Annotated in this window: 13 protein-coding genes; 2 read left to right on the forward strand and 11 right to left on the reverse strand. The window is 53.0% G+C overall.

Annotated elements, in window-relative coordinates; translation table 11 throughout:
- Positions 1-247: 247 nt before the first annotated feature.
- Positions 248-2,230, reverse strand: a complete 1,983-nt coding sequence (locus tag MKZ24_RS25485) for a glycoside hydrolase family 31 protein (protein ID WP_340788044.1) — start codon at positions 2,228-2,230, stop codon at positions 248-250.
- Positions 2,231-2,355: 125 nt separating this feature from the next.
- On the opposite strand from MKZ24_RS25485, the gene MKZ24_RS25490 reads away from it, so the two are divergent.
- On the forward strand, positions 2,356-3,246 hold the full coding sequence (locus tag MKZ24_RS25490; protein WP_042235185.1) for an AraC family transcriptional regulator: 891 nt from the start codon (positions 2,356-2,358) through the stop codon (positions 3,244-3,246).
- Here the strand turns inward: MKZ24_RS25490 and MKZ24_RS25495 are convergent.
- The 9 genes from MKZ24_RS25495 to MKZ24_RS25535 form a co-directional block, all read right to left on the reverse strand.
- A complete protein-coding gene (locus MKZ24_RS25495) occupies positions 3,243-4,757 on the reverse strand; it encodes a glycoside hydrolase family 43 protein (RefSeq protein WP_340788047.1) in 1,515 nt (504 codons plus the stop codon). The genes MKZ24_RS25490 and MKZ24_RS25495 overlap by 4 nt on opposite strands.
- A gap of 23 nt (positions 4,758-4,780) precedes the next feature.
- Positions 4,781-6,211 carry a glycoside hydrolase family 43 protein gene (locus MKZ24_RS25500; protein WP_042235182.1) on the reverse strand — a complete coding sequence of 477 codons (1,431 nt, stop codon included), beginning with the start codon at positions 6,209-6,211 and terminating at the stop codon, positions 4,781-4,783.
- Between the two features lie 20 nt (positions 6,212-6,231).
- Positions 6,232-7,251 (reverse strand): endo-1,4-beta-xylanase, encoded by a 1,020-nt coding sequence (locus tag MKZ24_RS25505; RefSeq protein ID WP_042235180.1) that lies wholly within the window; start codon positions 7,249-7,251, stop codon positions 6,232-6,234.
- 116 nt (positions 7,252-7,367) lie between these two features.
- A complete protein-coding gene (locus tag MKZ24_RS25510) occupies positions 7,368-8,888 on the reverse strand; it encodes a response regulator transcription factor (RefSeq protein WP_042235177.1) in 1,521 nt (506 codons plus the stop codon).
- Complete coding sequence (locus MKZ24_RS25515) at positions 8,881-10,689, reverse strand: sensor histidine kinase (RefSeq protein ID WP_340788053.1); 1,809 nt, start codon at positions 10,687-10,689, stop codon at positions 8,881-8,883. Before MKZ24_RS25515 ends, MKZ24_RS25510 begins: the two co-directional genes overlap by 8 nt.
- A gap of 24 nt (positions 10,690-10,713) precedes the next feature.
- A complete protein-coding gene (locus MKZ24_RS25520; RefSeq protein WP_340788055.1) occupies positions 10,714-12,246 on the reverse strand; it encodes a response regulator transcription factor in 1,533 nt (510 codons plus the stop codon).
- A 129-nt stretch (positions 12,247-12,375) separates the two neighbouring features.
- Positions 12,376-13,287 carry a carbohydrate ABC transporter permease gene (locus MKZ24_RS25525; protein ID WP_340788058.1) on the reverse strand — a complete coding sequence of 304 codons (912 nt, stop codon included), beginning with the start codon at positions 13,285-13,287 and terminating at the stop codon, positions 12,376-12,378.
- 14 nt (positions 13,288-13,301) lie between these two features.
- Positions 13,302-14,288 carry an ABC transporter permease gene (locus MKZ24_RS25530; protein ID WP_052416259.1) on the reverse strand — a complete coding sequence of 329 codons (987 nt, stop codon included), beginning with the start codon at positions 14,286-14,288 and terminating at the stop codon, positions 13,302-13,304.
- A gap of 93 nt (positions 14,289-14,381) precedes the next feature.
- The gene (locus MKZ24_RS25535) at positions 14,382-16,070 is read right to left on the reverse strand and encodes an extracellular solute-binding protein (protein ID WP_340788061.1); all 1,689 of its coding nucleotides are present in this window, start codon (positions 16,068-16,070) and stop codon (positions 14,382-14,384) included.
- 513 nt (positions 16,071-16,583) lie between these two features.
- Between MKZ24_RS25535 and MKZ24_RS25540 the strand changes: the two genes are divergently transcribed.
- The gene (locus MKZ24_RS25540; RefSeq protein ID WP_340788064.1) at positions 16,584-17,777 is read left to right on the forward strand and encodes an IS256 family transposase; all 1,194 of its coding nucleotides are present in this window, start codon (positions 16,584-16,586) and stop codon (positions 17,775-17,777) included.
- A 735-nt stretch (positions 17,778-18,512) separates the two neighbouring features.
- Here the strand turns inward: MKZ24_RS25540 and MKZ24_RS25545 are convergent.
- On the reverse strand, positions 18,513-20,750 hold the full coding sequence (locus MKZ24_RS25545; protein ID WP_445324199.1) for a glycoside hydrolase family 95 protein: 2,238 nt from the start codon (positions 20,748-20,750) through the stop codon (positions 18,513-18,515).
- Positions 20,751-20,757 lie beyond the last annotated feature (7 nt).

Consider the following 20,757-nt stretch of genomic DNA (forward strand, 5'->3'; position numbering starts at 1 on the left):
CATCTGCTATCCGGCACAGGCTCCTCCGCTCCTTAGCAAGTGGAGAATATCCAACTAGCTTGGGCTCGGGCTCGGGCCACGGCCACAGGCGCAGCCACTCCTACCAAGGCCGTTCCCTGCCTCACTTTAGCCGCTATAATCCATTTAAGTACAAGTCAACTGGAACAAGCCGCATATGACCAAAAAACAGAGCAACGATTCCTCCAATCAGGAGAATCGCTGCTCTGTTTGACCTGACCCAATTCCCTTATTCTTCAGCCGCACCCAGAATCGGCAGCGCTGCATCATCACGGATAAACAGCGGAATCTGCTCCAGCGGGGCGTCTGTCATGATGGCCTGTCCCCCGGCAAACGTATTGCCGGAATAGACATGGGTCCACTGTGATCCCGATGGCAGATACACCTTACGTGCTCTTTCACCCTCACTCAGCACCGGGGCGACCAGCAGATCAGGACCGAACATATATTGGTCTTCGACATCCCAGGCTGCCGGGTCCTGAGGGAAATCATAGAACAATGGACGCATCGGAGGTGTACCCTTCTCATGGGCAGCTTCCATGAGCCCACGGATATAAGGCTTCAGCCGCTCTCTCATCTGCATGAATTCCTTGAAGATGGCATAGGCCTCTTCCCCGTAGCTCCACACTTCATTATCCGAGCCGCTTCCGCACACGCCACCGCCACGCGTACCGGTTGGCGGAACAAAAGGCTGGCGGTCTCCATGCAACCGGAAGACCGGAGAGAACGCGCCATACTGGAACCAGCGCACCATCAGCTCGCGGAACGAAGCGTCTGCCGGATTGCCGCCGTGGAAGCCGCCGATGTCCGTGGTCCACCAGGGAATTCCGGCCACGGCCATATTCAGACCGGCCCTCACCTGAATCGCCAGAACCTTGAAGCTGGAGTGGATATCTCCAGACCATACTAGCGCTCCGTAGCGCTGGCTGCCTGCCCAGGCGGTACGCACCAGATTGATGATATTCTCCTGTCCCTCAGCGGCCATTCCGTCATAGAAGGTCTGGCTGTATTTCACCGGATAGAGATTTCCGATCTGCTTGCTGGAGCCGATATGATAACGGTAAATATCATGGTCATAGACGGTCAGCTCCGGCTCCGCCTCATCCAGCCAGAATACCTTGATCCCTTTATCATAATAATTCTGCTTGATCAGCCCCCACAGGAACTGGCGGGCTTCAGGGTTGGTCGCATCAAAGATAGCATTTTGGCCCAAAAACTGAAATTGTGTCCGCACCCCACGGTCCGAACGGAGCAAATACCCTTTCTCCAGCATCTCCTGATAATTCTCGCTCTCGGTCTGCACTGTCGGCCATACCGAGACCATCAGCTCAATGCCTATCTCCTGAAGCTCCTGCACCATAGCCTCAGGATCAGGCCAATATTCGGGATCAAATCTCCAGTCTCCCTGATTCGTCCAGTGGAAGAAATCAATGACGATAACGTCAATCGGCAGGTTCCGCCGTTTATGCTCTCTGGCCACCTCCAGCAATTCCTCCTGCGTGCGGTAGCGGAGCTTGCATTGCCAGAACCCCATACCGTAATCCGGCATCATCGGAACGGTTCCCGTTGCCTTGGCATACGCCTCTTCGATCTCGGCAGGCGTATCCCCAGCAGTGATCCAATAATCCAGTTGTTTGGACGACGGGGCGGTCCATTCTGTAACATTCAGACTGAAATGCGCCTGCCCGATGGCCGGATTATGCCACAGGAACCCGTAACCGGCGCTTGACAGCACAAACGGAATACTGATCTGGCTGTTGCGGTGAGTCAGCTCCAGCGAACAGCCCTTCAGATTCAGGAAGGAATGCTGGTATTGCCCCATGCCGTACAGCTTCTCTAACGGATCGGCTTCCAACCGTAGCTTCACAGAGAAATCGCTGCTGCCGGGAACGGCAGCAAGCTCTCTGCCGCCATATTTTAACTGATACGTATCTTCCGTTTCGTTAAGCAACAGCTTGCCATGCTGGTTATAGAAGAAGATCTGGCCCTTGCCTGTCATCTCCGCCCGGATATTCCCATTCACGATGGTCGAACGTTCTTGGGTAATGGTTATCTTGCTTGAGGTCTGCTCTGCCGGCAGAAGCGCCCACTGTTCATCGGTGATCTCTGAATACGAAGCCCGGATACGCAGCGAATGCTCTCCCCAAGGCTCTATCCAGACTCTCTCATGGTCATATTCTCTGATCAGTCTGCCATTCTCTTCACGAAACATAGCGTGATCCCTCCAACAGTTCTATAATAAGGTTGCAACCACATTATAAAGAGTGCGAAGCCGCGATACTATACATAAAAGTACGCATCTATCATACGATATTACGTTTTTGTGGAGGGATTAAGATGAGTGTAGCTTTCGAGGACAAGCCTTATCCATGGAAAAAAGAGCACACGGAGATTCCCGAGGGCCTGTTTCCCATCAATGTGTTTCATATCTGCTTTCCGGACCGCAGCATCATTCCGCCTCATTGGCACGACCATCTCGAATGGATTCTAATTACCAAGGGCAGCTTCCGGGTGCAGGTCGGTCCTAGTTCCAGAGAACTTGTGGAAGGGGAGCTGGCCTTTGTCGGCCGGCCCCAGATCCACGCGGCCTATCCTACAGAAGAGGGCAGCGAGCTGTATGCAGTCGTCTATAACGAAGCTCTGCTGAACGGGATGAGAGATCTTACCGAGCTTCAGCACATCCGGCCACTGCTCTCCGGCGAGATCCGGCTGCCCGCCTTTTATAGTTCGGATCAGCCGGTTACCCGGCGGATAAGAGCATGTATTGAACAGATCGTGTACAGCTATCAGAACAAAAGCCCGGGTTATGAATTATGTATCAAAGGCGGCTTGTTCTCTTCCCTGGGTCTTGCTTATCCCTTGGCAGAATTCAAAGCACCGCCTTCCAAAAAAGACCGTCAGGAGACAGGCATTCAGCCTTTGCTGATTCATCTTAGCAACCATTTCCATGAACCACTGACTGTGGAGGAAGCCGCCCGGATCTGCTGCGTGACCCCCAACTATTTCTGTCACCTGTTCAAGAAAAACACTGGAAAAACCTTGATTGAATATGTGAACATGCTGCGGGTATACGAAGCCTGCCGGCTGCTTCAGCTTCACCAGTATCCGGTTCAGGAGGTGGCCTTCCGGGTCGGATTCTCCAACCTGACGTATTTCGGACGAATATTCAAACAGAACACTTCCATGACTCCAAGCGTTTATGCTACCCGGTTCAAGACCCGGACTTAGCCCTGCCTGCGATAACGGAAATAATCGAAATCGGCATAACCGCCGGATGACCCGGTTGCATAATTGAACAAGCCCATCCGGTAGCCCATGAAATGATCCAGCGTATATTTCATATGAAGCGTCCCGCCAATAGCCTTCCAGACCGCCCCGTCCGCCGAATAGAAGAAATGGGCCTGGTCCACGCTATCTTTGAAATTAAAATCGATTCTGAGATATATCCTGTTGCCGGTGAATGGAATACTCTCCACCGTCTGCGGGAAGCCCTCACCGCTGTTAACGCACATGCTCACGCTGAAGCCGCCCTGCTCCAAGGCGGCAGCCTCGACCGTCCCGTACCCGTTCTGCAGGGCAACCAACCCTGCCCTGTCGCCGGTCTGCATGCCTGAGAGGTCAATCAGGGTCTCCGCACTGCATGCCGGACCCTCCGTCCGCTGGGTCAGCGTATTGCGCGCCCGCAGGATGCTGTCTGCTGTGCGTCCGGTGCGCAGCCGCAGATAACCCGGCCGCTCGGTGAGCGACCATAGCCCGTTGTCAGGATTATGGTTCCACTGCCAGTTCAGCGCCAGCCGGTCGCTGCTGTATTCGAACTCATCGCTGATCACCAGCGGTTTCGGCTCACCCGCAGGTAGCTTCGTCTGGAACACTTTAGGCGCTTCACCATTCTCCCCGATCACCGGCCAATCCTGCTCCCAGCTTACAGGGAGGACACAGGGAATCCGCCCGACAGCCCCATGATCCTGGAACAGCACTGCGTACCAGTCTCCGTCCGGTGTATCAATAATGCCGCCTTGCGCGACACCGTTATTCTGGTAGCCCAGATCATCATCCAGAACAACCCTCCACTCGTAAGGACCCAGCAGCTCCCGGGAACGGTAGCATAGCTGGCGTCTGCGCTGATTGCCGGTTCTCGGCCATTCAATGAAGAACAGATAATAATAGCCGTTCCGCTTATGCGCATGACAGCCTTCAATCCGCAGGCCGATGTCTTCCCGTTCGCCTTCCAGCAGCAGCAGATCCGTTCCGCTGGGCTTCACAGCCGTCAGATCCGCTGTCAGCTCCTTGATCCGGATGTCCCCGTTGCCATAGATCACATAATTGCGGTTATCTTCGTCCAGCAGCAGAGCCGGGTCATGATGGAGTCCTGGAATGACCGAACGCTCCCAAGGTCCCTGCTCGATGTCTTCCGTCCGGTAGATATAGAACTGGTCCATATCATTGGAGGAGAAGCATACATAGTATACCCCGTCCTTATAACGGAGGGAGGCCGCCCAAGAACCGCTGCCATATATTCCTTGGCCGTCTTCCAGCCGGTGGGCCTCGTGATCCTCGAAGGTGTCATAGACATAATTCACGATTTCCCAGTCGTACAGATTCTCCGACTTCATAATCGGACAGCCCGGCATGGAGTGCATACTGGTGCTGACCATATAGAACACAGGGCCGACCCGGATGACATCCACATCCGGGACATCTGCCCACAGTACAGGATTGGTGATGGTGGCGATATTCAATGTATTAGCCCCCTTGAGGTTAGTTATGCTTCTGCCGTGAATTGCCAAGCTGCCAGCTTGAACAAGCCCTTGCCGCTCGCGCCCGTGAATACCAGATAGAGTGAATGCACTCCTACAGCTCCATGAACCTCCGTCTTCAGCTCCGTCCATTCTGCCCCGTTCGCTGCAGGCACGGACAGTTTGCCGGCAAGCGGGCCTGCCGGTTCATCGAGATGCAGCTCCAGTACACCACCGGCTTCAAGACCCAGAACCGAAGCCAGGAACGTCTCTGCTCCCCGGCTCCCGAAGTCCACTCCGGATAATCCGATCCAGCCGCCATTCTCAATATCCGTTACAACCTGCTCTCCTCCCGCAGTGAGGAATGCTGTCTTCACCCCTGCGCTCCAGCCCAACGTTGCCGCCGGAATGCGTTCATACGGATTCAGTGTGCCAAGCTGCTGCACGCCCTCATAGTCAGCTTGAATCTCCTGAATGGAACCGTCCTCAGTATGAGTCAGGCGGTTAAGATGCGTGGAGCGGTAGCCGTTCGCAATCCCTTGGGCCTTGGACAAGGTCTGAGCGTGATAAGCAATATACCAGCTGTCATGAAATTCAAATACCGCATGGTGGTTGTTCCCGGAAACTCCGAAGAAATGTCCCGGATTCTTCAGGATCGTCCGCTGATAAGTCCAGGGACCCATGGGACTGTCACTCGTCATATAGGCGATCTCTCCCGCAGGAGGGCTGCCCTCCGGCCGTTCACCGTCATAGAAGTTCGAGCAGTAAGTATAGTAGTAGACACCGTTCCGCTTATGAATCCCGGCATCCTCGAACATGAACGGGGCCGGAATCACTTCGGCAGTACCCACTACGCTGGTCATATCCTCACCCAGTCTCATCACCCGGGCTGTGCCCGGCTCTGCGAACTGCCCTTCCGGGACACCGCCTCCGAAGTAAATGTAGCCCTTGCCGTCGTCATCGACCAGAACGGCCGGGTCGAACAGCCAGGTCACATCTTCAACCCCGGGCGTGGAACGCAGAATCAGCGCTTCCCCGATAGGGTCAACCCATGGCCCCACCGGACTGTCACTCGACAGAACCCCAATTCCGCTGGCATTATTGGCGAAGTACAGGAAGAACTTGTCCTTACCGCCAATCACCTTATGAACCGCTGCCGGTGCCCAGGACTGGGTAGCCCACTTCGCTGCGCCTTCCGGTCCGGCCACGGCAATCGCGCCATGATCGGTCCAGTTGACCAGGTCGGCGGAAGAGATAACGGTAATGGTATTGATACTGCTGTAAGAGTTCTCTTTCACCACGCCGCTCTCATCATATTCCAGCGCGTCGTTGGTCATGTACAGATAGACTCTGTCCCCGAATACCAGGGCGTAAGGGTCAGCTCCGTATCTGTGTGCTACAAGCGGATTACCGTTAGGCGGTACCTTTCCGGTAGCCTGATTCAGCTGAGTTGTCATTTAATTCCCTCCATTATTGATTAAGATTGCGAAGCCGTCAGACCGGCCAGCCGTGTGAATGAAGCCTTGGGCTGCTTCTGCTCGTCGAACAGGAACGGCCAGTTCTTGCGTCCGCGGACCGGGAAGCCGTCCAGCCAGGTATAATCATCGGCCACGCCCCAGAAGGTCACCGAATCAATGGAATCTTTGTATTCCAGCAGGAGGGCGAAGATCTCCGCATATCGCTCCTCCTGGAGCCTCAGCATCTCTTCTGTTGGCGCTTTCAAGTCCGTGCGTTTATCGTCATGACGGAACATCGAGATATCTAGCTCCGTGATCTGAATTTTGAGTCCCAGAGAGACGTACAGCTCCAGGGCGCTGCGGATTTCTTCAATGGACGGGCCATAGATATTCCAATGCCCCTGCATACCTATGCCATGGATCGGCGTATTCTGATCGAGCAGGCTGCGGACCAGCTTGTGGATTTTGACGCTTTTGACAGGATCGGTCTCATTATAGTCGTTGTAGAACAGAAGAGCGTCAGGGTCCGCCTGATGTGCCATCTCAAAAGCATGGCGGAGATAATCCTCGCCGATCATCTCCAGCCAGCGGGTCTCCCGCAGATATTGATCGGATTTATCCTCAATAGCTTCATTAACCACATCCCAGGCGTAGGCCCGTCCCCGGTAACGCCCCACAACCGTGTTGATGTGAGTCTGCAGGCGGGTCAGTAATTCCTCTCTGCTGCAAGGGCCGCCCTCTGCATTCCGGAACATCCAGTCCCCTGTCTGATTATGCCATAGAAGCGTATGTCCCCGGACGCCGATTCCATGTGCCTCTGCGAATTCAAAGATACGGTCCGCAGCATCGAAGGTATAGCTCCCTTCCTCCGGCTGAAGCTCTACCGGCTTCATTTCATTCTCGGCAGTAATACTGTTGTAATGCTTGGCAATGAAAGAACCCTGAGCAGATATAATGCCAGTACTGACGGCAGCCCCTATCTTGAAGGCATCCCGGAACATTTCATGTAATGCAGGAATTTCGCTGCTGGCTTGCTTCATCTTTTCTAACCTCCTGTGAATCACAATTTTAGGACAGCTATCTCTATCATAACGGATTTGAATGCGTTTACCATCACCATAGTAAAGACTTGGACCCTAATAAATAAATGGATGCCCTAGCCTTGTTCAGATTGGGCCTGTTCCCGGAATGCTACCGGCTTGAGTGCCGTCCGCTTCTCGAACTCTCTCAGGAAATGATGATAGTGCACATACCCCACACTCTCCACAATGCTTCTGACGGTGTCGTGAGTTTCGATCAGCCGCTTCTTGGCTGCTTCTATACGCAGATTGTGAATGTACTCCAGAATGCTGATCCCATGCTTTTTGATGAAGGCCTGACCCAGGTACACCGGATTGATATAGAAATGCTCGGCAACCTCTTTGACAGTCAAATGCCTGGAATAATGATCCCTCAAGAAGCATTCTACGCGGATAAGCGGATGCTCGGAGTTGCGTTCCTTGTGCTGCCGGATAGAATTCATACACGTTTCCAGTACGTTCTGAAGGGTGGCTTGCAGGGCTTCCAGCGATTTGGGCTCAGTTCTGAAACAATCAAGCGTGCCGCTCCACTGATCATCCACTCCGCCGAATTCCTTCAGCAATTCCATGCTTCTCAGCATGATATCCATGCTCGTCATCTGAACGACTCCCGGATCTGTCCGGTTCTCCTTGAACACGCCAAACATCTCGTTCAGCTTCTCCAGAACCTTCTTCTCCTGCAGCCTTTCCACAGCGCTTATCATTTCCTCAATCAACTCCGTGGCAGGGAGATTGTAGTTCACCTGGCCCTCGCCTTCAATAGCCGAATCCACCGGACTGCTCCCGCCCGAATAGAAGTAGTGGCGGGCCGCAGCCCCTGCCGCTTCCCTGTAGGAGACAGGCAGCTCGCGCAGTGACCGCACACTTGGCCCGATGCTTACGGAGCCCTTCACACCGCTGAGGGTCAGCCCGGCACATAGCTGCTCCGACAGCCCTGCCGCCGCTTCCGCGCTCTCCACAACGAGCCCGGCTTGATCGCCTGGCAGGTCAATGAACAGGGCACCTGCTGGTCCGGCGAGCTCCCGGCACAGCTCTGAGATATTGCTGCTATGTCCCTCCACATGCAGATACGTCCAGCCCGTGACGGTCTCATCCAGACGGTCCATCTGCTCCGCCGCCTCCTCTTCAGGCTCGGCCCAGTGACCCTCAAGCATGCGCGCAATCGCCAGTGGCAGCAGCCGGCTCGCCAGCATACTCTGCTGCATCCTCTGCTTAACACGCAGCTCCAGCTCATCCGTAATGTCTGTAAGCACCTTATCCCATTCGGCCTCAACGACCGGCTTCAGCAGATAGTGTCTTACCCCATAACGAATGGCAGTTCTAGCATATTCAAATTCGCCGTAGCCGCTAAGCACGATGAAGATCGGCTGCTCCATCTGAAGGCTGCACACGCGCCCTATCAGCTCCAGCCCGTCGATCCCGGGCATACGGATATCGGTAATCACTAGATCGGGCGAGTTTTGTACAATCGCAGCCAACGCTTCCTCCCCATTCTCGCAGGCCCCGCAGATTTCAAAGCCCAGCTCTTCCCAATCCGTCTGCGTCCGTAAACCCTCTAATGCGATGGTTTCATCATCCGCGAGTACCACTTTATACATGAGATCCCTCCACTATCAGATCCAGGCTCAAGTCCTCGGGAATCCGGATGGTAATGACCGTCTGTTCATATTCGGTGCTCTCAATGCTGAACTTGGCTCTGCCGTTATAGTACAACATCAAGCGTTTATACACATTGCGAAGCCCGACATTTTGTCCGGAATCCTGCTCCGTTTCCAGATGGGACTTGATCCATTCCAGCTTCTCCTTCTCGATTCCCTTGCCATTGTCCGTCACTACGATCAGCAGACCTGCGTCATCCCTCGCAGCGGACACGTGGATTTTCCTGGCCCATTTGACCGACTGCAGGCCATGCTTGCAGGAATTCTCCACCAATGCCTGTATGCTCATCTTGGGAATCCGGCATTTCAGCACCTCAGGCTCAATATCAATTACATAAGAGAACCGGTTCTGAAAGCGGAACTTCTCAATCTGCAGATACATTTCGATAAAAGAGACTTCTTCCTCTACGGTAATAAGGTCATCCTTCCAGCTTAGCAGCCTGCGCATAATCAGAGCCAGATTGCGGATGACATCCGTGACTTGTTCATACTTATATTTCTTGCAAATGACCAATATGGCATTCAGCGTATTGAAGAGGAAATGAGGGTCCACCTGGCTTTCCAGATATTTGAGCTCTGCCCGTACCCGTTCAAGCTCCAGGTCCTTCTTCTGAATCTCCAGCTTATAGACATCATTGATCAGATTGCGGATTTTCCCGGTCATCAGATTGAAGCTGCGGATCAGTCCGCCGATTTCATCCTTCCCCTCATACATATCAATGCTCTCGAACTGTTCATATTTGACCAGCTTCATATGCTTGTAGAGCAATCTGACCCGCAGATTATAGGACCTTATAATCACAATCATGAGCAGGGTAGGGAGGATTATAGTTAATAGAGCAAGAATCAGTGAGACCCTTAGCGCATGGACCATTTCATGATTCACCTTCCGGCCCTCCGGAGTTCCGACCAGCCGCCAGCCCTTTGTGTAGGCTGCACTGCTGAGCGTACGGTCAATCTGCTCTGAAGGCTGATCCAGGCTCGTGTCCACATTCAGCAGAGCATTGGCATCCAGCGAGTAGAAGGATTGGCCCGATGCAAGCACGATCCGGTTCTTCTCATCCATCAGCTTGAAATTCAGGTAATCACGCTCCTTCTGGAACAGCTCCTGCACATTGTTCAGCCGCAGATCAATCCGCAAATACTTATTGTAGGGCTGGCCCGTAAAGTTATCCAGCTTGCGGATCAGGCTGACAAACACCTCCTGCTGGGGCGGATTAAGCGGGTTGGTCCCCTGATAGGAGGTTAGAAGCACCTTGTCTGTGCTGCTTGATATTTTTCGGTACCATTCACTCTGCTTATCCTTGTCTGACAGAATGAAATAGCTGCTGCCATTCTGGATCGTCGGATTGGAGGTATATATGCCCATCCAGTAAATATAGGAGTGGAGATTGCTGTACTGCCGTAGCTTGTCCTTGAGAAAATCGTTATAGGCATCATAATAAGCCTCATTATCCGGGTAGGCATAATCCATCATTTCCATATAGGGCCGGTCTGCAGCCACCGTATTGCTGATCGCCACACATTCATTCACGATCTGCATCAGATCATAGACCACCCGGTCTACCGAAATCCCCAGATTCTCCCTCTCCCGTACTTCCACGTTGCGGCTGATCTGTACATAAAAAAGGGCGTTGATGCTGAGTATGGGGACGAGAACACACAGTAAGTAGATAAACAAAAACTTGTATTTGAGCGGAATATCATTGATGAAGGCAGACGGCTTCCGTTTATGCTTCATGCAAGTCCCCTCCTCCCCCTTGATTTAGCTCTTCTTGTATGTGGTAGGCGTAACGCCGTTAAGCGTCTTGAACTTGGCAGCGAACACATCAGCGTCTGAATAGCCCACCCGGCATGAGATATCGGAAATGCACATATCGGTCCGGCGCAGCAGCTTCTTGGCTTCTTCAATACGGTATTCATGGAGATAGTCGTTAAAAGAGCTGCCACAATGCTTCCTGAACCGTTGTCCCAGGTAAGCGGAATTCACATGCAGAATTTTCGCAATATCCTGCAGCTTCAGCTTCTCCTGGTAATGTCCGCGGACATATTCTATCGCAGCGGACACGATCTGGTCCTCCTGCCTGCCGTCCGCAGCCGCAGCGAACCACTCAGCGGCTTCGCACAGCTCCTCCTCCGTCTGCCGTTCCAGCAGGGGCAGACAGCTGGCTGTATACCGGGACGGGAACCATTTTTTCACCCACTGCGCATAATCTCCCCCTTTGGCGGTAATTTCACGAAGCAGCTCTGCTTTGATATTGGCCAGAAAAGCGTCGATCCATGAGCTTGAAGCCACCTCCGCCGAGAATATATTGAACACAACGCGGAGTTGCCCGCTCAGGTGCTCAAGCTTCCCTTCAGTGACGGCTTGCAGCAGCGATCTTCTCAGCTCTGCCGGAAGCATCGCCATCTGAGTCTTATCCTGCTTCTCAAAGGAGCCGGCGGCTTCACTCTCCGGGGCATCCGGCCTGCAGAGATCAGCAGCCAGCGCCTCTTGATAAGCCGAATTCAGAGCCTCCGGTCCGTGAGGCTGAAGGCTTGCTGTGAAACAGACCGGTGTGCTGTACAAAGGTCTTATTTCATCCATCCAGCTTGTGAGCATAGCCGGGTCAAGCTCCGGCCCTTCCTGCGGGGAGACCAGCAAATATCCATGCTTTCCGCTTCCTGCGGTGAACGGATAGACGCTCAGGCTGCGAAGCGGCTCCTTGCCGCCCATGGAAGAGACCTGCTCACGCAAGTGAACGCTGTCCGGCGCTGTTCCATGGACCAGTATACAGCATATCCGCGAGGCGGGGGGGATTCCAAGGCTATTCAGCCCCTTCTGCAGCTCCTCTTCTGTGTTCTCCCTCATCAGGAGCCGGGATACCGTATCCGCCTGCATCAGAGCCGAAAGAGCTTCACGCCGTGAGGACACCTTCCGCTCCTGATGGATTTGGTCGGTTACCCTCTGCAGCGCCTCCGTCAGCTCCTTCTCATCCAGGGGTTTGGTCAAATAGTTGGATACCCCGTACTTAAGCGCCCGCTTGGCATACTCAAAGTCGGCATAGCCGCTGAAGATAATAAACTTGGGCCGGAAAACGCTCTCAGAAGCTCTCTTTATCAGTTCAAGGCCGTCGATGACCGGCATACGCACATCGGTTATCACCAGATCAGGACGGGTACTGTGAATCAGCTCCAGCGCGTCCTCCCCATCCAGAGCCTCACCGCATACTTCAAAGTTTAATATCTCCCAGTCTACCAGGAATCGCAGCCCTTCCAGCATAAGCGGCTCATCGTCGGCAAACAGTACCTTAAGCATTGGATCACCCTCTTTATTTAAGTATTGGAGTTCTGCAAGGCTCACCAGTATTGAACAGGAGAAACCGCTTCGGCTTCACCCGAAACGGTTATATTATCCATATTTTTCTTATATAATTCTAACTGACAATTATTCTTTCACACTTCCCAGGTTTAACCCTACCACGAAATACTTCTGTAAGAAAGGGTAGACGAACAAAATCGGGACAGCCGTAACGATCGTAATCGCGGAACGGATGGAAGCCGGTGTAACCAAAGCCTGCACCTGATTATTCTGGCCTCCCGCAAGCATGGAAGGATCGTTGTTCGTGCTCATCGTGGAACCCAGCAGCTTCATCATTTCATATTGCAGTGTGCTTAGTTTAATATCCGAGGAAGCATAGAGGAAGGTATCGAACCAGGCATTCCATGAGCCTACTGCAATGAATAATGCAACTGTTGCCAGTACAGGGGTACACAGCGGGAAGATGATTTTCCAGAAAATCCGGAAATCCCCCGCCCCGTCGATCTTCGCCGATTCAGTTAGACTGAATGGAAGACCGCGGATATAGGTCCGCATAATGATCAGGTTGAATGCGCTGACCAGACTCGGAAGGATATAGACCATGAAGCTATGAAGCAGGCCCATATTCTTGATCAGGAAGTAGTTCGGAATCAGGCCGGCATTGAAATACATGGTCAGGATGAACAGCAGGCCGATTTTTTTGCGGAAAATATATTGTGGCTGCGCCAATGAATAAGCCAGCATAGTGGTGAGAAAAACACCGAGCAGCGTTGAGATTACCGTGCGGGATACCGAGATAAATGCGGCATGGTAGATCGTCCCTGAAACAAAGACCGCCTTGTAGTTCTCCAGCGTCCACGAACGGGGCCAGAGATAGATTCCACCGGCCAGCGTGTCACTGCCGTCGTTGAACGAAACAGCCATCGTGTGGAGGAATGGATATAGGGTTACAGCAACCACAAAGAGCATGAACAGCGAGTTCAGTGTATGAAACACAACCGGCTCTAAGCGGCTTGATCCTTTTGCTACAGCTTTCATAAGGGCTTCCTCCTTTAGATTAATCGCTCTTCGCCGAGACGTTTGGCAGTATAGTTGGCCATGAATACGAGAACAACACTGACGATGGTCTTGAAGATCCCTGCTGCCGTAGCCAGAGAATAGTTCCCCATAGAGATCCCGTACTTAATGACGAAGATATCTATGGTCTGCGAATAGTCTATAGTAAGACCGTTGCCGAGCAAGTACTGAAGCTCAAAGCCGGCATCCAGAATATGTCCAATATTCATAATCAGCAGAATAACAAAGGTTGCTTTAATTCCCGGAAGAGTGACAAAACGCATTTTTTGCAGACGCGTAGCGCCGTCGATGGATGCTGCCTCATACAGGGAAGGGTCAATGGAGGTAATCGCGGCCAGATAGATAATTGTGCCCCAGCCGACTTCTTTCCACACGTTGGAAGCCCCGACAATACCCCAGAAATACTTGCCTTCACTGAGCCACATAATCGGTTCTTTAATCAGGTGAAGCTTCATTAGAATGACATTGACAATCCCGTCATCAATGGACAGGGAGGTAGCGACAATACCCGCTGCGATAACCCAGGATAGAAAGTGCGGCAAATATGAAATTGACTGGACGATACGCTTGAAGAACTTGGCTCTGATCTCATTCAACAGCAAAGCCAGGCCGATCGCCGTTACCGTGCCGAGGACCAGATTGATGAAGCTCATGGCAACCGTGTTGCGCAGCACCAGCATGAAGGTCTCATCGGAGAATAAGAATTTGAACTGCTGAAAGCCTACCCACTCCTGCTGGCCGAAGGACAGCGCCGGGCGGTAATTCTGAAAGGCCATAATCCAGCCCCAAACGGGAACATAGTTAAAAATAATTAGATAGATGGCAATCGGCACAGACATGAAAATAAGCTGTTTCTGTATCTTTAGTGTCTTCCAGCTGAGGCTCACACCGATTTCCGGATCGACTTTGCTTCTACGGGTCTTCTGTTTCTTGACCTGTTTGTCCAGTACGGCATCAGACATGTAGTATTCCCTCCTGTGTAATCGTTCTCTCCACTCCTATTTAGGAAGAGCGGGAAAGTTCATTTCCCGCTCCGTTTCAAGCCTTAGTGCCGCTTACTTGACGCTCCATTTTTCGATACGCTGCTGGATGCCTTCATTCATCCGGTCTTCGTAGGCCTTGATGTCCAGCTTGTGGATTTTGTCCACATAATCCTGCCATACGCCTTCGAACTCTGCCGGACTGGCCATAATGGCTTTGGGCAGGAATTTAACCTGAAGGTCATTCAGCTTGGACTGTGCAAGCTGAGCTGGCGAACCATCCTTAAGCACGATGGAGTAAGCCGGGAAGTAGATATAGTTCTCTTTGGGTTCCTTGAAGAATTCAGACCAGGATTTCTTGTTGTACGCCTTCAGAATCTTCTGGTCATACGGCTTCAGGCTGTCGAAGAATTCCTGTGGCTGCGTACCCGGATCTGCTGCATTTCCATCGCTGTACGTACCTTGAATCTTAGGCATATAACCGTGCATACCTGTGATTTTGTTAGCTACCTGCCAGCTTGTCTTGTCTGCGTTTGCCCGTTGTTCCGGTGTCCGGTAGAACGAACCGTCCGCATTCACTTCATAATCCTCACCCTTGACTCCCCATTGGATCGTCTTCTGCCATTCCTCAGTGATCATCTGATCCCAGAATTTGATAATGCGCTCAGGGTCTTTGGCATTGATCGAAATGCCGAAGCCGCGGTTGGTGCCGACCGCTCCGCGGTCACGGTACCACTCCTCAGCACCCGGATAGAGCAGAGGGAAGCCGATGTACGTATCTTCGATTTTGCCCTGGGAGATCAGGGAAGTCTCGCCATCCTGGAAGTTCCAGTGCTGGTCAAACATACCCACAACCTTGCCGCTTGCGATCTTGGCCAGGTACTGGTCATAGTTCTGCACGAACGCTTCCTTGTCCATCAGCCCTTGAGCGTTAATCTCGTTAAGCTTCTTGTAGTAGTCCTTGGCCATATCCTTGTCGGCAAAAATCTGCGCTACATTGTTGTCTACGACCACCGCTCCGTCATTCGGATGTCCTGACAGATGCTCAGGCGCATTCTGCAGCGGGAACACACGCCAGTCGAAGTTAAGCGATTCGAACCCGATGACATCCGGGTGTTTTTCTTTATATTTGGCAATGATATCGAAATATTCATCAAGTGTCTTAGGCGTTGGATATCCCATTTCCTCCAGTACCTTCTTTTGCAGCCAGAAGCCTGGTCCCTGGTAAGTCGGTTCTGTAATTTTACCTTGATATACGCCATAGCTTGGCAGTACGTAGATGTGGCCGTCACTCTCATCCTTGATTTGGTTCCACACATCGGCATAATGCTTCTTCAGGTTGGGCGCGTACTTCTCAATCAGATCCTCAAGCGGAATGTAAGCTTTGGCATTGATCAGCTTGTCGTCCCCTGACATGATGTCCGGATAGTCTCCTCCGGCAATCATGACGCCCAGCTTCTGCTGCAGGTCGCCGACCAGGAATTCCATGTTGAAGCTGACCCCGGTTTTGTCCTTCATCAGTTTGAGAATTTTGTTGTCAGGCGTAGGCTGCTGCCCGGGACCGCTCATAAATACCGAGAATGTTACCGGAGCATTGTCGTCTCCGGCCGCTGCCGGACTGGCGTTTCCTCCACTGGCGTTATCTTTGCCTCCGGTGTTGCTGTTGTTGTTGTTGTTGCCAGAACCACAGCCTGTAAGTGCCAGTGTGAGTGCTAATACACCGGCTGCCGCGGCCTTGGCTGAACGTTTTGCCGTTTTGTGCATGTTGTTATGCCTCCCCTTTTTGGCTAATCGCTTATGCTTATAAATTCTCTTGTTGACATCTCTAATTATACGTTTTCAGAATGCGCTTACAATTCATAAACTATAGTACTTCCCCCCCGAAAATTCGATTAAAAGAAAACGCTTGCTTGCTGCGCGGCAACTGAATTTCCGTTCTTTCGCACAGGAGCAGCCAGCGGTTGATAAGCCGCTCCCGGTATTTAACATGAACTAATGTACCCGCTGGCGATTACACGGCTGCAGCTAAAAATGAACAACAAGATAGATAGTTTACACCATTCTTTTGCCTGCGCATATCGGGCGGATTGAGGGGCACTTTTGCTCTTCATTTCCTCCTATCGCCCACTTTCGGCGGAATCAGGGGCACTTTTGCTCCTCATTTCTTCCTATCGGATGGCGTAAAATAAGTTGTGTACCAGTATTTGGAGCCTAGTCAGGCAACAAAAAAGTAGGGTATCCTCGGGATTGCGAAACCACCAAGGAGGAACCCTACCAATGACTATTTTACCCGAAAGTTCACTGAATAATCTATTTGAAAAACTTGTTAAAGAGTTTGTGAAAGACAACTTGGAGTCCATCATGCGTGCTGAAATGCAGGCGTTCATGGCGAGCGAAGAAGCAGGTACACGCAATAGCCGTAACGGATACTACACCCGAAACTTGCACACGAAATACGGCAATCTGGAGGACCTGGAGGTCCCCCGCGACCGTCAAGGATTGTTCCAAACTCAGATGTTTGAGCCGTACCAGCGGCGGGACGGTTGGCTGGAGGAAGCCGTGATCCAGATGTACAAGTCCGGCATGGGGACGCGGGATGTGGCCCGATTTATTGAAAGCATGTTTGGGAGCCATTACTCTCCAACGACCGTCAGCAACATTACCGCTACCGTCCTGGACGATATCCACCAGTGGCAGAAACGACCACTGAGCAAGCGCTATTCTGTGATCTACCTGGATGGGCTGTACGTGAAGCTCAAACGGGGGACGGTCCGTGGCGAGGTGGTTTATTTTGCGATGGGGATTGACGAAGAGGGACAACGTCAAATCCTCGGGTTCTACGTCGGCGGTCAAGAGAGTTCGAACGGCTGGCGGGAGGTGCTGAAAGACTTGTACGACCGTGGAGCCCAGGAAGTGTTGCTGGGTGTGTTTGACGGACTTCCCGGGCTGGATGCGGCGTTTAAAGAGACGTACCCGCAGGCGGATGTGCAGCATTGTGTGGTGCACAAGGTGCGGGCCACGTTCCCCAAAATCCGGATCGAGCACAAAACCGATGTCCTGGAAGCCCTGAAGACGGTGTATACCGCGCCGGATGAGGTCGTGGCTCGGGCTAACTTTGATACGGTCAAAGCGAAGTGGGGCAAGCTGTATTCGAAGGAAATGAAGTCCTGGGAAGAACAGTTATCCACGCTGCTGACGTTCTACAAGTACCCGGAGCCCATCCGCAAAGCGATCTACACGTCGAATCCGATTGAGCGAATGAACAAGGAAATCCGCAAACGGCTTAAACCGATGAACAGTTTGACCAATATGGATGCCGCTGAGAAAATCGTGTATCTGGAAATGCTCGACTACAATGAACGTCATGCGCAGCGGGTCGTTCCTGGCTTTGGGATGGAAACCGTCAAAAAGAAGCTAACCGAGCTATTTGAAGCACGCTACCCTTCCTTACCTACACCGGAAGAAGAATAGCGAATGAATCCAGTTTCTGGGGGTCGGGGGAACCCCGACCCCCAGAAACACCTGCACCCCAACCCGTAACCCGGGGAGGTACTTTTACTCTCTTACACAAACTTCTTGACGTTACCTCCTATCGCCCACTTTCGGCGGAATCAGGGGCACTTTTGCTCCTCATTTCTTCCTATCGCCCACTTTCGGCGGATTCAGGGGCACTTTTGCTCCTCATTTCTTCCTATCGCCCACTTTCGGCGGAATCAGGGGCACTTTTGCTCCTCATTTCTTCCTATCGCCCACTTTCGGCGGAATCAGGGGCACTTTTGCTCCTCATTTCTTCCTATCGCCCACTTTCGGCGGATTCAGGGGCACTTTTGCTCCTCATTTCTTCCTATCGCCCACTTTCGGCGGAATCAGGGGCACTTTTGCTCCTCATTTCTTCCTATCGCCCACTTTCGGCGGAATTAGTGGGATTTATCCCCTTCATTCCTGCGCATTTCCGACTTTCGGCGGGTCTATTTTATAAGCAGAATTTCCTGCACAAACACAGAAAAGGATTGGCGCAAATGCGCCAATCCCCAGCACAATCTTATATAAACATCCACTCTGTCCGCATCTTATTCCCGCAGTCTTCTATAATCATCCACTCTGTCCATATCCTGTTTCCACAGTCTTATATAATCATCCACTCTGTCAGTATCCTGTTACCGCAATCTTCCATAAACATCCACTCTGGCAGCTTCCGGTTCATGCTTACCGGGTAAACGTATAAGAGCTTCCCGCTTCCCCTGTGAACGAAACGGAATCCAGACCCGGGCCTTCGATCCGGCATGGACCGGATACGGTACATGATACTACCACTTCCGTAACGAGTCCATCGGCCCACGTGAAGTCAAGGGTATAGCCGCCTCTTGCCCGCAGACCCTTCACACTGCCCTCACTCCAGCTTGCAGGCAGCGCGGGCAGCAGTCTGATGCGATCCGTGTGACTCTGCAGCAGCATCTCGGCAATTCCCGCGGTTCCTCCGAAATTCCCGTCAATCTGGAACGGCGGATGGTTATCGAACAGATTAGGCAGGGTCGAATGCTCCAGCAATGCCCTTACATTCGTGTAGGCTTTGCTCTCATCCTGCAGTCTGGCCCAGAAGTTAATGATCCAGGCCCGGCTCCAGCCGGTGTGTCCGCCGCCGCTTGCAAGTCTGCGCTCCAGTGTAGTCCGGGCTGCTGCCGCCAGCTCCGGCGTATGCTCCACCGTGAAGGCATCCCCGGGGTATAAGGCGAACAGATGGGAGATATGACGGTGTCCCGGCTCCACCTCTTCGTAATCCTCCATCCACTCCTGAATCTGGCCGTATTTCCCGATTTGCGGTCCAGGCAGATGCTCCAGCGCAGAGAGCAGTTCTTCGCGGAACGCCTCATCCCGGCCGATAATTTCCGCACTGCGGATGCAGGCCTTGAACAACGCTTCAATGATCTGGAAGTCCATGGAGGCCCCGGCGCACAGCACACCCGATTCCCCGCCAGGCAGTTGATACGTATTCTCCGGCGAGACGGACGGGCAGGTAATCAACCGGCCAGCCTCATCCTCTATGAGATAATCCAGCAGGAATTGCGCAGACTCCTTCATGGTATCGTACGCCTGAACCAGATAATAACGGTCCTGGCTGAACTGGTAATGTTCCCACATATGCAAGCACAGCCAGGCCGCGCCCAGCGGCCAGAAGGACGCCGGCAGATAGGAATCCTGCGGAGCGGTATCCGCCCAGATGTCCGTATTGTGATGTGCCGTGAAGCCTCCGCAGCCGTACATCACCCTGGCCGTCACCCGTCCCGGCTCCCGCAGCCGTTCAATCAAATCGAACAGTGGCTCATGGCATTCTGCAAGATTGCAGATTTCAGCAGGCCAGTAATTCATTTGCGCGTTGATATTGATCGTGAATTTGCTGTCCCAGGCCGGGGTGAAGCTGTCATTCCAGATTCCCTGCAGATTCGCTGGCAAGGAACCTGGACGGCTGGAGGAAATCAGCAAATAACGGCCATACTGGAAATAGGTTGTGAGCAGCCCGTGATCCTCCTCCCCCTGCTGAAACCGCTTTAGCCGTTCGCCGGTCGACAGCCCGTGTAGCTGCGGGTTCTCCGGGAGCGTCAGTTCAACCCGCCCATACAAGCCGCGGTAATCCGCAACATGACGTGCCAGCAGCTCTTCATAAGAGACCCGGCTCAGTTCTTCAAGCTGCCTTTTGGCGTGCAGCGCCGGATCGGGATGGCGGAATGTGGTTCCTGCGGCAAGGAGCAGCGTAACCGAGCTTGCCCCCTCCACAAGCAGATATTCTCCGATGTTGCGGCAGGTGCCGTCTTCCGTAACTGCCTTCAGTACGGCAGCGAAGGAGCTGCCTCCTCGGCCTCCGCATTCTCCGCCCATCACGAGTCCATGGTCCTGCCACTTCTCCGTCTTCTCCAGGTATCTCCAGTTGTGACGGTTGAATCTCGCCTTCAGAGATATTCCATTCTTCCGGTCGGAGGTCAACCGAACCACTATGGCCTGATCCGGGAAGCTCGCAAACAGCTCACGGGTATACCGGACCCCTCCGGTTGAATAGCTCACCCGGGATACGCCGCGCTCCAAATCAAGCTCCCGTCTATAATCCGCAGCCGGCTGCTCATGCCCGCCGAACGACAGCAGCAGCTCGCCCAGCGGCAGATAATGGCGCTGCGCTTCCGGCAGCCCCGTCATCGTCATCGCGGCGAGTTCCTCCGCCTCCTTCAGCTTCCCCTCAAGGATCAGCTTGCGGAGCTTGGGCAGATGAGGCAGCGCGTCTTCGTTGTTGCGGTCACGTGGACCTCCGTACCATACGGAATCCTCATTGAGCTGCAGCTTCTCCTCGGCTACCCTGCCGAAGATCATGGCTCCGAGACGCCCGTTGCCAATCGGCAACGCCTCATTCCATTCCTGCGCCGGTTCACTGTACCATAACCGCTGGCTCTGTTCCATGCTTGTC

Source organism: Paenibacillus sp. FSL R7-0297 (assembly GCF_038009025.1).
Classification (GTDB): domain Bacteria; phylum Bacillota; class Bacilli; order Paenibacillales; family Paenibacillaceae; genus Paenibacillus_AQ.